The 14,784-nt window shown below is 55.5% G+C and carries 14 protein-coding genes and 2 tRNA genes; 2 read left to right on the top strand and 14 right to left on the bottom strand.

The features are described from left to right. Window positions 1–13 precede the first annotated feature (13 nt). The 11 genes from infB to rlmE form a co-directional block, all read right to left on the bottom strand. Complete coding sequence (gene infB / locus AB5Y67_RS04975) at window positions 14–2,707, bottom strand: translation initiation factor IF-2 (protein ID WP_199427591.1); 2,694 nt, start codon at window positions 2,705–2,707, stop codon at window positions 14–16. 20 nt (window positions 2,708–2,727) lie between these two features. Next, window positions 2,728–4,230, bottom strand: coding sequence for a transcription termination factor NusA (nusA, locus tag AB5Y67_RS04970; protein WP_005338808.1), 1,503 nt, complete (start codon window positions 4,228–4,230; stop codon window positions 2,728–2,730). Window positions 4,231–4,244: 14 nt separating this feature from the next. After that, a complete protein-coding gene (gene rimP, locus AB5Y67_RS04965; protein WP_005338809.1) occupies window positions 4,245–4,703 on the bottom strand; it encodes a ribosome maturation factor RimP in 459 nt (152 codons plus the stop codon). A 166-nt stretch (window positions 4,704–4,869) separates the two neighbouring features. Continuing rightward, window positions 4,870–4,946: transfer RNA gene (locus AB5Y67_RS04960), tRNA-Met, on the bottom strand. Window positions 4,947–5,038: 92 nt separating this feature from the next. Further along, window positions 5,039–5,123, bottom strand: a tRNA-Leu gene (locus tag AB5Y67_RS04955). Window positions 5,124–5,130: 7 nt separating this feature from the next. Then, complete coding sequence (secG, locus tag AB5Y67_RS04950) at window positions 5,131–5,457, bottom strand: preprotein translocase subunit SecG (protein WP_005338811.1); 327 nt, start codon at window positions 5,455–5,457, stop codon at window positions 5,131–5,133. Continuing rightward, window positions 5,458–6,222 (bottom strand): triose-phosphate isomerase, encoded by a 765-nt coding sequence (gene tpiA, locus AB5Y67_RS04945; protein WP_043822828.1) that lies wholly within the window; start codon window positions 6,220–6,222, stop codon window positions 5,458–5,460. Window positions 6,223–6,353: 131 nt separating this feature from the next. Continuing rightward, window positions 6,354–7,688, bottom strand: a complete 1,335-nt coding sequence (glmM, locus tag AB5Y67_RS04940; protein ID WP_005338823.1) for a phosphoglucosamine mutase — start codon at window positions 7,686–7,688, stop codon at window positions 6,354–6,356. A gap of 15 nt (window positions 7,689–7,703) precedes the next feature. Beyond that, window positions 7,704–8,549: a dihydropteroate synthase gene (gene folP, locus AB5Y67_RS04935; RefSeq protein WP_199427590.1), complete on the bottom strand. Its 846-nt coding sequence runs from the start codon at window positions 8,547–8,549 to the stop codon at window positions 7,704–7,706. 59 nt (window positions 8,550–8,608) lie between these two features. Then, window positions 8,609–10,555 carry an ATP-dependent zinc metalloprotease FtsH gene (gene ftsH, locus AB5Y67_RS04930; protein WP_149153495.1) on the bottom strand — a complete coding sequence of 649 codons (1,947 nt, stop codon included), beginning with the start codon at window positions 10,553–10,555 and terminating at the stop codon, window positions 8,609–8,611. 45 nt (window positions 10,556–10,600) lie between these two features. Next, window positions 10,601–11,230 carry a 23S rRNA (uridine(2552)-2'-O)-methyltransferase RlmE gene (rlmE, locus tag AB5Y67_RS04925; protein ID WP_005338828.1) on the bottom strand — a complete coding sequence of 210 codons (630 nt, stop codon included), beginning with the start codon at window positions 11,228–11,230 and terminating at the stop codon, window positions 10,601–10,603. 97 nt (window positions 11,231–11,327) lie between these two features. Between rlmE and yhbY the strand changes: the two genes are divergently transcribed. Beyond that, window positions 11,328–11,624 (top strand): ribosome assembly RNA-binding protein YhbY, encoded by a 297-nt coding sequence (yhbY, locus tag AB5Y67_RS04920; protein WP_005338829.1) that lies wholly within the window; start codon window positions 11,328–11,330, stop codon window positions 11,622–11,624. Between the two features lie 103 nt (window positions 11,625–11,727). After that, window positions 11,728–12,309: a hypothetical protein gene (locus AB5Y67_RS04915; protein ID WP_043822834.1), complete on the top strand. Its 582-nt coding sequence runs from the start codon at window positions 11,728–11,730 to the stop codon at window positions 12,307–12,309. A gap of 76 nt (window positions 12,310–12,385) precedes the next feature. Here the strand turns inward: AB5Y67_RS04915 and greA are convergent, their stop codons facing one another. The 3 genes from greA to pomA all read right to left on the bottom strand — a co-directional run bounded on the left by greA (window position 12,386) and on the right by pomA (window position 14,679). Next, window positions 12,386–12,862, bottom strand: coding sequence for a transcription elongation factor GreA (greA, locus tag AB5Y67_RS04910; RefSeq protein ID WP_005338833.1), 477 nt, complete (start codon window positions 12,860–12,862; stop codon window positions 12,386–12,388). 156 nt (window positions 12,863–13,018) lie between these two features. Continuing rightward, entirely contained in the window at window positions 13,019–13,912 is an 894-nt protein-coding gene (locus AB5Y67_RS04905) for a flagellar motor protein MotB (RefSeq protein WP_139405724.1), read from the bottom strand. Window positions 13,913–13,920: 8 nt separating this feature from the next. Then, window positions 13,921–14,679 carry a flagellar motor protein PomA gene (gene pomA / locus AB5Y67_RS04900; RefSeq protein ID WP_005349525.1) on the bottom strand — a complete coding sequence of 253 codons (759 nt, stop codon included), beginning with the start codon at window positions 14,677–14,679 and terminating at the stop codon, window positions 13,921–13,923. Between the last annotated feature and the right edge of the window lie 105 nt (window positions 14,680–14,784).

Here is a 14,784-nt window from a genome sequence, read left to right as displayed (position 1 = left end):
TCTAACTCTCGGCTTACAGAGTCCGTTGGATTTCAACAGTCTCGTAAACTTCGATCTGGTCGCCTTCGCGCACGTCGTTGTAGTTCTTGACCGCGATACCACACTCGTAGCCGTTGCGAACTTCGTTGACGTCATCCTTGAAGCGGCGCAGGGATTCCAGCTCGCCTTCATAGATAACCACGTTGTCACGCAGAACGCGGATACGGTTGGAACGCTTGACCACACCTTCGGTAACCATACAGCCGGCAACGGCGCCGAACTTCGGAGACTTGAAGACGCTGCGCACTTCGGCCAGACCGATGATCTCCTGACGATACTCAGGGGCCAGCTTGCCGCTCATGGCCTGCTTCACTTCGTCGATCAGGTCATAGATGACGGAGTAGTAACGCAGATCCAGGCTCTCGGATTCGATGACCTTGCGCGCAGATGCGTCGGCACGGACGTTGAAACCAACCAGGATGGCGCTGGAAGCAGCAGCCAAGGTCGCATCGGTTTCGGTGATACCACCTACGCCGGAACCCACAATCTTCACCTTCACTTCGTCGGTGGAGAGTTTGACCAGCGCATCACAGATCGCTTCCACAGAACCTTGTACGTCGGCCTTGATCACCACGTTCACTTCGGACACTTCGCCTTCGGTCATGTTGGCGAACATGTTTTCCAGCTTGGCCTTCTGCTGGCGAGCCAGCTTGACTTCGCGGAACTTGCCCTGACGATAGAGCGCCACTTCACGGGCTTTCTTCTCGTCACGGACAACGGTGGCTTCGTCACCGGCAGAGGGAACGCCGGACAGACCCAGAATTTCCACCGGCAGGGACGGACCCGCTTCCTTGATCTCGCGACCCAGTTCGTCACGCATGGCGCGAACACGGCCGTACTCGAGACCACACAGAACGATGTCGCCCTGACGCAGAGTACCTTCTTGTACCAGTACGGTCGCAACCGGACCACGACCTTTATCCAGGAAGGATTCGATCACGACGCCGTTGGCCATGCCATCAACCACCGCTTTCAGCTCCAGAACTTCAGCCTGGATCAGGATGGCTTCCAGCAGGTCGTCGATGCCTTCGCCAGACTTGGCGGACACGTGCACGAACTGGCAGTCTCCACCCCAATCTTCGGACATGACGTTGTAACGGGCCAGTTCGGTCTTGACGCGATCCGGATCCGCTTCCGGCTTGTCGATCTTGTTGACCGCAACAACCAGCGGCACACCGGCAGCCTTGGCGTGCTGGATAGCTTCGATGGTTTGCGGCATCACGCCGTCGTCAGCTGCAACAACCAGAACAACGATATCGGTCGCCTTGGCACCACGAGCACGCATGGAGGTAAACGCCGCGTGACCCGGGGTATCTAGGAAGGTGATCATGCCACTGTCAGTCTGGACGTGGTAAGCACCGATATGCTGGGTAATACCACCGGCTTCGCCAGCAGCAACCTTGGCTTTACGAATGTAGTCGAGCAGCGAGGTCTTACCGTGGTCAACGTGACCCATGATGGTTACGACCGGTGCGCGCGGCTTGGCTTCGGAGGTCTCGTCACGATCGGACAGTACCGCCTCTTCCAGCTCGTTCTCACGACGCAGCACAACCTTGTGACCCATCTCCTCGGCGACCAGCTGAGCGGTCTCCTGGTCGATCACCTGGTTGATGGTGGCCATGGCCCCCATCTTCATCATCACCTTGATGACTTCAACGCCCTTGACGGCCATCTTGTTGGCCAGCTCGGCCACAGTGATGGTCTCGCCGATGACGACGTCGCGGTTCACCACGGCAGCCGGCTTGTTGAAGCCGTGCTTCATGGCGTTCGGCATGGCGACCTTGCCGCGCTTGCCTTTGCGGGCACGCGGGTTGCGAGAGTCGCGATCATCTTCACGACGACCGGCTTTCTTCGGTGCCTTGGCAGCTGCGGCAGTGCGGCGGCTGGTCTCTTCTTTCCGATCCAACTCGTCTTCTGCGGCTTGCGCATGCTTGTTGGTGGTCAGATGGTAGTCGCTGCTCTCTTTGGCGCGAGCGGCCTCTTCTTCGGCCCAGCGGGCTGCGTTCTGTTCCGCCATGAGACGAGCCTCTTCGGCTTTCTTCGCGGCGAGTTCTTCAGCTTTTTTCAAAGCTGTTTGTTCCTGTTGGCGCTTCAGTTCTTCTGCTTCGCGCTTGGCCATCTTTTCTGCCTCTTGCTGAGCTGTGCTACTGGCTGCTTTGGCGGGCTGTGAAGCCTGTCGAGCCTTTGATTGTGCCTCGATCCGCGCCTTTTCCTCAGCTTCACGACGAGCTTGCTCAGCCTCACGGCGAGCCTTCTCTTCAGCTTCGAGGCGAGCCTTCTCTTCGGCCTCGCGACGAGCTTTTTCTTCTGCTTCCAAACGCGCTGTTTCCTCGGCTTCCGCCTGACGCTGTTCATCTTCCAGCGCCGAGCGTCTTACATAGGTGCGAGACTTGCGCACTTCTACCTGCACTTCCTTGTTCTTGCCGCCAGTCCCCTGAACACTAATGGTGCTCTTGGTCTTGCGCTGCAAGGTCATGCGGGCAGGAGCGGCGATCTCGTCACCTCCATGCTGTTTCTTCAGGTGTGCCAGCAGAGCCTGTTTCTCAGACTCGCTGACCATGTCGTCGGCCTTGCTCTTGCTGATACCGGCATCGACAAACTGCTGGAGAAGACGATCAACCGGTGTGTCGATGTCAGTGGCAAGTTGTTTGACTGATACTTCTGCCATTCATTTTCCTCCGTTTGATCTTACTCGGACTGCTCTTCTCCGAACCAACAGATATTGCGAGCAGCCATAATGAGCTCACCTGCCTTCTCGGCAGTCAGCCCTTCAATATCAGCAAGGTCATCGATACCTTGCTCAGCCAAATCTTCCAGGGTGCCCACGCCACGGCCCGCCAGAGCGTAAGCCAGTTCGCGGCTCAGACCGTTCAGATTGAGCAGCTCTTCGGACGGCTCTACGCCATCGAAAGACTCTTCTTTGGCCAGTGCCTTGGTAGTCAGGGCATCTTTGGCGCGCTTGCGCAGCTCTTCGACCATGTCTTCATCCAGACCGTCGATAGCCAGCAGCTCGTTGACCGGTACAAAGGCGATCTCTTCCAGGGTAGAGAAGCCCTCTTCCATCAGCAGACCGGCGAAATCGTCGTCGATGTCCAGGGTGCTGGTGAACAGGTTCATGATGCGGTCGTTTTCGGCCTGGTGCTTGGCACGCATGTCCTCAACGGTCATCACGTTCAGCTCCCAACCGGTCAGCTGGGAGGCCAGACGCACGTTCTGACCATTGCGACCGATGGCCTGAGCCAGGTTGGCAGCTTCCACGGCGATATCCATGGTGTGGTTGTCTTCATCAACGATGATGGAAGCCACATCGGCAGGTGCCATGGCATTGATCACGTACTGGGCCGGGTTGTCATCGTACAGCACGATGTCTGCACGCTCACCGCTCAGCTCGGCGGAGACAGCTTGCACACGGGCACCACGCATACCGATACAGGCACCGATCGGGTCGATGCGACGATCGTTGGTCTTCACCGCGATCTTGGCGCGGGAACCCGGATCACGGGCAGCGCCCATGATTTCGATCATCTCTTCACCGATCTCCGGTACTTCGATACGGAACAGCTCTTTCAGGAAGTCCGGGCTGGAACGGCTGACAAACAGCTGGGAACCACGGGCTTCCGGACGCACTGCATACAGCAGGCCACGGACACGGTCGCCCGGGCGGAAGGTTTCACGCGGCAGCATGTCATCACGGAAGATCACGGCTTCAGCATTGCTGCCCAGATCCAAGATGACGTTGTCGCGGTTACTCTTCTTGACCACACCACTGATGATGGTGCCTTCTTTATCTTTAAACTGATCAACTACTTGTGAACGCTCGGCTTCGCGCACTTTCTGCACGATGACCTGCTTGGCGGTCTGGGTAGTGATACGGTCGAAGGTTACAGAGTCGATCTGGTCTTCAACATACTCACCGATCTGGATTTCCGGCTGATCGATCTGCGCCGCTTCCAGGGTGATTTCAGCATAGGGGTTCTCCATCGCGGCTTGATCCGCAATGACTACCCAGCGGCGATAAGTGTCGTAGTCACCGGTCTTGCGATCGATTTCAACCCGAACTTCAATCTCGCCTTCATATTTCTTCTTGGTCGCAGTCGCCAGCGCGGTTTCCAGAGCCTGGAAGATCTTCTCGCGGGGTACCGCTTTCTCGTTGGATACTGCGTCAACGACCAGCAAAATCTCTTTATTCATATCCGATAGCCTCGTTAACCAAAGTTCGGCACTATGTTCGCTTTTTGGATATTGGTGAAAGCCAACACGTCGTCCTTACCATCTACTGTCAGGGTGATCATGTCGCCTTGCACAGCTTTGATTACGCCTTTGAACTTGCGGCGGTTGTTTGTTGCCATCCGAAGCGTTACCGCCGCCTCTTGGCCAACGTATTTTTCGAAATGGGCAACCTTGAACAGGGGACGATCCAGGCCGGGGGAGGACACCTCGAGGTAGTACTCCTCGGTGATGGGATCTTCGACGTCCATGATGGCGCCAACCTGATGGCTGACCTCAGCACAGTTCTCGACAGTCACACCCTGCTCGCCGTCGATATAGACACGCAAGGTGGAGTGTTTACCCGCACGGATAAACTCAATACCCCAAAGTTCAAAACCCAAGGCAACGACCGGAGCCTCGAGCAGATCGGTCAAACGTTGTTCCAACGTAGCCAAAGTCACCCTCCGAAAAACAAAAAAAGGGCATAAAGCCCAGATAGATATCGATTCAGAGTAAATTGCACATAACAAAAAGCCCCGATGTCAAATCGGGGCTTGGCGCTTTACCCTGATTGTCGCCTCGCAGCGACCGCCTTCCTGAGCGTAGGAAATGCGTGAAATTTGGTTGCGGGGGCCGGATTTGAACCGACGACCTTCGGGTTATGAGCCCGACGAGCTACCATGCTGCTCCACCCCGCGTCCGAAATCGTGCGAGATTATAGCCACTTCACTCTCTCGATACAAGACTGACTGGCTATAATACACTCGGTTTCCCGAGCTCACTGCTTAATTGGTGCCGTGGGCGGGACTCGAACCCGCACACCCTAGAGCACTACCCCCTCAAGATAGCGTGTCTACCAATTCCACCACCACGGCAAAACTCTTACTCGGGAACGTCAGTATCTTTCTTCACTGGCGCTTTGGTCTGCTCAACCTGTTGGGTTTGTTGCAGATTTTCCCACTCACTACCCTGCTTGACCTTGTTGCTGGACATAGAGCCGAGCACCAGGCTGATAACGAAAAACAGAGTAGCCAAAATTGCTGTTGTTCTGGTCAGGAAACTGCCTGAACCACCGGAGCCGAATACTGTGTTCGATGCCCCTGCGCCGAAGGAGGCGCCCATATCAGCCCCTTTACCTTGCTGAATCATCACCAGACCAATCAGAGCTAGTGAAACCAGCAGATAAACGACTAAAAGAATCTCGTACATTTAACTTGCACCCTTTGCCGCTTCAACAATTCCTAAAAACGCATCGCTATCGAGGCTTGCTCCGCCAATCAGTCCGCCATCAATGTCGGGCTGTGCAAACAAATCTCTCGCGTTGCTCGGCGTTACGCTCCCACCATAGATGATTCTAACTTTCTCACCTATTACCGGAGTATCCTCCGCCAAGCGACCACGTATAAAGGAATGAACCTCTTGTGCCTGCTCGGGTGTGGCGCATTTACCTGTACCTACAGCCCAAATCGGCTCGTAGGCGATGATAGCATTATCGAAAGCCATCGCGCCATTTTTCTCTATGACGATATCCAGCTCTTCAGCGATCACCTCGAAGGCTCTTCTCGCCTGCCTCGCCGCACCTGATTCACCTAAACAGAGGATGGGAATCAAGCCTGCCGCTCTGGCTGCCGCAAACTTCTCTGCGACGATAAAACTGGTCTCACCAAAGAGACGCCTGCGCTCGGAGTGCCCTACCAATACGTAACGACACCCTGCCTCAACCAGCATCTGACACGAGATTTCTCCGGTGTAAGCGCCAGTAGCGTGCTGACTCACATTCTGAGCCCCCAACTTTATTACCTTCTGCTCATTGAGTAGTGAAGCGCTAAAGTCGAGATGCACATGGGAAGGACAGAGAACCACATCTACTTTTCCGTCAACGCCGTTCAGACACTGACTCGTAAACTGCTCTAACTGCGACCTACTACCGTGCAACTTCCAGTTGGCTGCTACAAACGGCTTGCGATGTCCCATCGGCAACTCCCTTGCGAAAGCGGGGCTGATAATATCCAGAGGATGCTCAGCTGACAAGTGCTATTTTTAAATTTTTGAATCGTTTGAACAAGATACAACCAGGGCGGCTAAAAAGCCGCCCTGATTGTTCATTAAAACGCCGATTCAACCTGCTTGGCGATGCGCTGAGCCATGTCACGCACCTGCTGTTCATGCTCACCTTCGACCATGACCCGGATTAGCGGTTCGGTACCTGATTTACGCAATAGTACGCGACCACGACCAGCCAGCTCCTGTTCCACCTTGGCAACCTCAGCCATGACAGCATCAGCGGCCAGCGGATCCTTGCCTTCGGCAAAACGAACATTCACCAGCACCTGCGGGAACTTGCTCATGCCGGAGCGCAGCTTGGCCAGCGGCATCTCGGCACTGCGCATGGCGGTAAGTACCTGCAAAGCGGCCACGATGCCATCACCCGTAGTGGTTTGATCCAGACAGATAATGTGGCCGGAGTTCTCGCCACCGATACGCCAGCCCTTCTCTTCCATCATCTCCAGCACATAGCGGTCACCCACCTTGGCACGGGCAAACGGAATACCCAGGGTTTGCAGCGCCAGCTCCAGACCCATGTTGGCCATCAGGGTACCGACGACACCGCCTTTGAGGCGACCATTGCGCAGAGCATCGCGTGCGATGATATAGAGCACTTCATCACCGTCGATGAGATAACCGGTATGGTCGACCATGATCAGACGATCACCATCACCATCAAAAGCAACCCCCAGATCAGCCTTGCACTCCAGCACCTTGGCAACCAGTGCGTCAGGCGCAGTCGAACCGACACCATCGTTGATGTTGAGACCATCCGGGGCACAACCCATGGTGATAACTTCAGCGCCCAGCTCGCGGAAAACCGACGGCGCAATGTGGTAAGTGGCGCCGTGGCCACAGTCGACCACCATTTTCACCCCATCCAGATTCATGTGGGAGGGGAAGGTGCTCTTGCAGAATTCGATATAGCGACCGGCGGCATCATCAATGCGCACCGCTTTGCCAAGTTCGGCCGACTCGACACACTTGAGCTCGTGATCCAGCTCGGCTTCGATAGCCAGCTCGACATCATCGGGCAGCTTGGTGCCGTCGGCGGAGAAGAACTTGATGCCGTTGTCGTAGAAGGGATTGTGGGAAGCGCTGATGACGATGCCAGCTTCGGCACGGAAAGTGCGAGTCAGGTAGGCAACCGCCGGCGTGGGCATCGGTCCCATCAGAATGGCCTTGAGGCCTGCCGCAGAGAGCCCCGCTTCCAGCGCGGATTCCAGCATGTAACCGGAGATGCGGGTATCTTTGCCAATCAGCACCTTTTTGGTGCCCTTCTTGGAGAGCACCTTGCCGGCAGCCCAACCCAATTTCATTACAAAATCAGGGGTGATCGGGTATTCGCCAACCTTGCCGCGCACACCATCGGTACCGAAATACTTTCTTGCCATTGTCTGTTCTCTTTATTATCTGGAAATAAAATCTTGTCCCGTCATTGCCAGCCAACCGACGCGCAATGCGTCCATGGTCTCCCTAACATCGTGTACCCTGATGATGCGGGCCCCATGCTGCATGCCGATAAGGGCGCATGCCAGACTGCCCGCCAGACGCTCATCCACCGGACGGCCCAGCAGGTTGCCTATCATAGACTTTCGCGACATCCCCACCAATAGCGGCAAGCCATAATCAAGCAGTTCCTTTTGAGCCGCCAACAGCTGATAGTTGTGTGCAAGGGTTTTGCCAAAGCCATATCCCGGATCCAGCAACAGCTCTTCACGACGGATCCCGACCGCCAGACAAGCCGCAATACGCTCATCAAAGAAGGCGCGAACCTCCCCGATCAGGTCCTCATAGTGCGGCTCGACCTGCATGGTTCTCGGCTGCCCCTGCATATGCATCAGACAGACCGGAACCCGAGCTTCGGCCGCGGCTTGCAGTGCTCCAGGTTCTTGCAGTGCCCGCACATCGTTGATCAGATGGGCACCCGCCTTGCAACCCTCCCGCATCACAGCCGCTTTGGAGGTATCGAGGGAGATCATCACATCCAGCTCACGAACCATCTGCTCCACAACAGGAATGACCCTGTCCAGCTCCTCCTGCTCGTTCACATCGGGCGCACCAGGGCGGGTTGACTCACCACCGATGTCGATGAGGGTCGCACCGTCAGAGACCATCTGGCGCGCATGGGCCATTGCCCGTTCAAACTGGTTGAAATTACCGCCATCGGAGAAGGAGTCGGGCGTCACATTGAGGATCCCCATCACATGGGGACGATCGAGGGAGAGGCTGTGCCCCTTGCTGGTTAACTGCATTTTCACGTCCATCTGATAAAGAAAAACCCCGGGCAAGCCCGGGGTTTGGAGAGTCACAATTATTTGGCCGGAGCATCGTTGGCTTTGTCGATAGTGACATCCGCCACCGGTGCAGCCTCATCGGCAGGCTTGGCATCGGCAGCCACAGTGGAACCGCCTTGCGGGGTATCACCGTGCTCGTCATGCCAGTTGCTCGGAGCACGTACCTCGCGACGCGCCATCAGATCATCGATCTGTTTGGCGTCAATGGTCTCGTACTTCATCAGCGCATCTTTCATGCTGTGCAACACGTCCATGTTATCCAGCAGGATCTGCTTGGAACGGGCGTAGTTGCGGTCGATGACCTGCTTGACCTCGGCATCGATGACGCGAGCTGTATCGTCGGACATATGCTTGGCCTTGGCCATGCTGCGACCGAGGAACACCTCGCCATCTTCTTCCGCGTAGAGCATCGGGCCGAGACGCTCGGACATACCCCACTGGGTCACCATCTTGCGGGCGATATCGGTGGCACGCTCGATATCGTTGGATGCACCAGTCGATACCTTCTCGGCACCGTAGATCAGCTCTTCTGCCAAGCGACCGCCATACAGACTGGAGATCATCGACTCCAGATGCTGCTTGGAGTGGCTCCAGCGATCCTGCTCCGGCAGATACATGGTCACACCCAGCGCACGACCGCGCGGAATGATGGAGACCTTGTAAACCGGGTCATGATCCGGAACCAGACGACCAATGATGGCGTGACCGGCTTCATGATATGCAGTCATCTCTTTTTCGGACTCTTTCATCACCATGGAGCGACGTTCCGCACCCATCATGATCTTGTCCTTCGCCTTCTCGAACTCGGCCATGGAGACCACTCGGCGGCTCTCACGGGCAGAGAAGAGGGCAGCTTCGTTGACCAGGTTGGCCAAATCCGCACCGGAGAAACCGGGGGTACCACGGGCAATCAGTGCCGGATTGACGTCATCCGCCAGCGGAACTTTGCGCATGTGCACTTTCAGGATCTGCTCGCGACCACGGACATCAGGCAGACCGACCACAACCTGACGGTCGAAACGGCCCGGACGCAGCAGTGCCGGATCCAGTACGTCAGGACGGTTGGTGGCAGCAATGACGATGATGCCTTCATTGCCTTCAAAACCATCCATCTCGACCAGCATCTGGTTAAGAGTCTGCTCACGTTCATCGTGACCACCACCCAAACCGGCGCCACGCTGGCGACCGACCGCATCAATTTCATCGATGAAGATGATGCAGGGGGAAGATTTCTTGGCCTGTTCGAACATGTCACGCACCCGGGAGGCACCAACACCGACGAACATCTCCACGAAATCGGAACCGGAGATGGTGAAGAACGGCACCTTGGCCTCGCCCGCAATGGCCTTGGCCAGCAGAGTTTTACCGGTACCGGGAGGACCAACCAGCAGCACACCGGTCGGGATCTTGCCACCCAGTTTCTGGAATTTGCTCGGGTCGCGCAGATAGTCGACCAGCTCCTTCACCTCTTCCTTGGCTTCATCGCAACCTGCAACGTCAGCAAAGGTGGTCTTGATCTGATCTTCGCTCATCAGGCGAGCCTTGCTCTTACCGAACGACATGGCACCTTTGCCACCGCCGCCCTGCATCTGACGCATGAAGAAGACCCAGACACCGATCAGCAGCAGCATCGGGAACCAGGAGATGAAGATAGAGGTCAACAGAGACGGCTCTTCCGGCTTCTCGCCCATCACTTTGACATTGTGATTGAGCATGTCGTTGAGCAGCTGTGGATCCGGCGCAGGGATGATGGTGGTGAATCGTTCACCAGTACGCTTGACGCCATTAATGACCTTACCGTCCATCCGCACTTCACGGATCTGCTCTTGGGTCACCTCTTTAACGAAGCTGGAATAGTCCAGCTGGCGACTGGTGGTATCGCTGGGGCTGAAGCTATTGAACACCGACATCAAAACGACGGCGATGACCAGCCACAGGATTAAGTTTTTCGCCATGTCACTCAAATCAGTAACCTCGCAGACTGACAGTTAACGATGAAGGTTAGGGTACTACAGTTTAAAACCGGTAGCCACAATGTAGACTTCCCGTGATCTGGCGCGGGATGAGTCTGGTTTACGAATTTTGACAGCGGAGAAAAGTTTACGAATTTCATTGAGATAGGCATCAAAGCCCTCTCCCTGAAACACCTTCACTACGAAACTGCCGTCACTACGCAATACCTGATTGCACATGTCCAGCGCCAGCTCGACCAGATACATGGCGCGAGCCTGATCCACCTGCTGGGTACCGCTCATGTTGGGCGCCATATCAGACATCACGACATCGACCTTGTCGGGACCCACTCGCTCCAGCAAAGCGCCGAGTACAGTTTCCTCCCGAAAGTCCCCTTGCAGGAAATCGACACCGGCAATGGGATCCATCGGCAAAATGTCACATGCGATGACGCGACCCGAATCACCAACCTGTTCAACCGCAAACTGGGACCAACCACCGGGGGCTGCCCCCAAATCCACTACGGTCATGCCATGTTTCAGCAAGCGATCCTTGCCCTGGATCTCGTCAATCTTGAAAACAGCACGAGAACGCAGGCCCATTTTCTGGGCTTTTTTGACGTATTGATCGTCGAAATGTTCTTTTAACCAGCGAGTTGAACTGGGGGAACGTTTTTTCTGGGTCATGATAATCGACTTTAAAAAACCACAAGGGTTATTAGTATTAAGGGCTAAGTGGGGGTAGAATACGCCCCTTTCAACCCTGACTTATGAAGAAATTGCGATGATTCTCAACAATAAACAGAAACAGTACCTCAAGGGCCTTGCCCATAGCCTCAAGCCTGTCGTCCTGCTGGGTCAGCATGGTCTGACCGAAGGTGTACTGGCCGAGATCGATCTGGCACTGAACCATCACGAGCTGATCAAGGTTAAGGTTGCCTCTGAAGATCGCGAAATGAAACAACTGGTTATGGATGCTATCGTCCGTGAAACCGGTTCAATCAAGGTGCAAAGCATGGGTCATGTGCTGACCATTTATCGTCAAGCCAACGAACCCAAAATCCAGCTGCCCCGCAAGTAAAAGGAAAGAGCATCGCTCTTTCCTTATTCCACTTCTTCCCGAGTCGCTTGCCAAAGTAGTCGCAAAGCCCTTAACCTGCGATGAATACTTCCGGACACGCATTATGGCTCACCATCCTATTCTGACCGACGATGAGCTGGCCATGCTGCGGGACTTGGGGAGCAATCAGGACACCCATGTTCTGAGTGGTCACCTCGATGCCCCCATGCTTGGCTTGCTGCAAAAAGCCGAACACCTTGTACTCGAAGCCCGCTTCGCAGGCCATCAGCTGCGTTTTCCCCTGAGCTTTACCCAAGGGGAAGATGGCTTCGTCGAGCCCCGGTTATCTGCACCGGTCATCAGGGAGTTGGGATTTGCGCAACCGCGTGCCTGGCGTCTCACCCAAAAAGCCAAGCTTTGCAGCGAACTGGGCCTGTTTCAGGTACTCAGCCTCTCCCTCAATGGACTCATCGTGGAAAATTTGCCAACCGACATGGTGGCCGATACCCCCATCAACGGCGAACTCTGCATCGAGCAAGAGGCCCCTCTTCCACTGCAGGGACGACTGGTAAGGCGCATCAAAGCCAATGCCGACCATGCCACCTGGGCGCTGAGCTTTCAAATGAGCGAGAGCAACATAGAACGGCTGCGCCACTGGCTGTTTCAGCGTCATCAGGACGCCTTTACCGAGGCGTATCTGTCCTGATTTTTATCAATAATCATATAGATAAAGACAAACAGGGGAGCGCCAGCCCCCCTGTTTCATCGTCTGTAGCATTCGCTTAGATATAAGCGACTTCCAGTACTTCGTATTCCACATCACCGCCCGGTGTCTTGACGATAGCGACATCGTCCACTTCCTTGCCAATCAGGGCGCGGGCAATGGGGGAGTTGACAGAGATGAGGTTCTGTTTGATATCAGCCTCATCGTCACCCACGATGCGGTAAACCACCTCTTCCTCTGTCTCGCTCTTGAGCAGAGTCACAGTCGCGCCAAAAATCACGCGGCCGTTGTTGGTCATCTTGGTGACATCGATCACCTGCGCATTGGAGAGCTTGGCTTCAATCTCCTGAATGCGGCCTTCACAGAACCCCTGCTGCTCGCGAGCGGCATGGTATTCGGCGTTTTCCTTCAGATCACCGTGCTCGCGGGCATCGGCAATCGCTTCGATAATCTGGGGACGAAGCTCGGTCTTGAGATAATCGAGCTCTTCGCGCAGCTTCTCAGCGCCGCGAACAGTCATCGGAGTATGATTCATAGTCGAAACCTGGGTTGCTTGAAAATAGAAACTGCGGCCATCTGCAAGGAGGCCGCAGCAATCGGTTCGGATGAGGCATCTTAATATGAAGCCAACACAAAATCCACGTCAGCCCCCTGATGCAGATCCCACTTGCGTCATCGACATTCCCCTCGCTTACTTCCCTTCCGGTACGGAAATGGGGGCCGAAACGGTCGGTTTGCCCTGCATGATGGCGATCTCCACCCGCCGGTTCATCCGACGATTTTCCGGGGTGGTATTGGGCACCAATGGCTGGGAATCCGCCATCCCCTGCACCACCAGTCGACCCTGATCAAAACCGGGGACCTTCAGCATCTGGTGCGCCACCGCCACCGCCCGTTGCGACGACAACTCCCAGTTGGACTGGAACAGCTCATCTTCGGTCGCCACGTTGTCGGTGTGACCGGAGATGGTGATTTCACCCGGCACATCTTTGAGCAGGGTCGCGACCTTGCGAATGACCGGCCAGAACTGGGGCTGCAGAAATGCCGAACCGGCCGGGAACGACGCTTTTTCCCTGATCCGGATGATGATCTGCTGGCCCAGCGCCTCAATTTCAATAGCGCCATCCTGGATCTGATCTTTCATCTGCTCGGCGAGGGCTTTGGCCAGGGTATTGGACTGTTCTTGTGCCTTCTTCGCATCCTGCGCGGTATCGCCCCCCGTCTGTTTCCCATCACTCTTGTCCTGACCACCAGCCTGATCCGCCTCACCGGGCAGAAACTCCAGTTCGGTCTGGGTCAGATCGATGGTCTGCTGCATCACGGTATCAATCGGCGTGGGTTCCGGGCGACCGGGCCTGAACTCCTGGGCAATCACCGAGGTTCCCTTGGGAATATCTTTCACCTCAAGGATGTTCTGTACCCCGAATGCCTTGTCCATGGAACCGGCTATCTGCTTGAACTTCTGCACATCCATCTCGGCAAAGGAGAGCAATAGCACGAAGAAGCACATCAGCAGCGACATCAGGTCGGCAAAGGTTCCCATGTAACCAGGAAGACCTGGTGGTGGGCACTTGCAATCAGACATAGCGCCCCCTATTCGGTGCCAGTATTACGTTTGGACTGGTTCAGATAGTTTTGCAGCATGGACTGGATCACCCGCGGGTTCTGGCCATCCTGAATCCCCATAATGGCATCAAGGATCAGGGTACGACTGAGCTTCTCCTCTCCGCTGCGCAGCTCCAGCTTGTCGGCAATCGGGATAGCCAACATATTGGCCTCTATCGCACCGTACAGGGTGGTAAGCAAGGCCACCGCCATCGCCGGCCCGATCGACTTGGGGTCACTCATGTTGGCCAACATGGCCACCAGACCCACCAACGTACCTATCATCCCCATGGCAGGGCCCAGATCCCCAAGGGTACGGAAGACCTTGATGGCAATGACATGGCGCTCGGCTGTCAGGTCGATATCCTTTTCCATCACGGCACGCACCACTTCGGCATCGTGACCATCCACCAGCATGTCGATCCCTTTTTTCATAAATGCATTGGGGATCTCTGCAGCCTCCAGCGCCAGAAAGCCGCCTTTGCGAGCCGCGTCAGCCAGTTCAACGGCTTTGGTAATCAGGTCTTCAAGCTTGTCGCCCTTGTACATAAAGGCTTTGCCCGCCACCTTGAATGCCATCAGGAACTGGCCAAGGTTGAACTTCATCATAGCGATGAAGATTGAGCCCAATACAGTGATGTAGACCGATGGCATATCAACATACATGCTCATGGGGCCACCCAGCAGCATGCCGTACACCACCACCCCGAAACCCAGCACTATCCCTATCAGACTGCCTAGATCCACGTCCCTACTCCTGTCACCGGTTCTTATGCCTAATTATAGTTTGTTGAATTTTCTGCTATTGCGACCCTAGCGGCAAGCATGCATCCACTGAGAATGATGGCTCAT

Source organism: Aeromonas sp. s12 (genome assembly GCF_040907925.1).
In the GTDB taxonomy this organism is placed as follows: Bacteria; Pseudomonadota; Gammaproteobacteria; order Enterobacterales; family Aeromonadaceae; genus Aeromonas; species Aeromonas veronii.
Note: the sequence above shows the minus strand (reverse complement) of the source record. Positions and strands in the feature narration are given on the sequence as shown.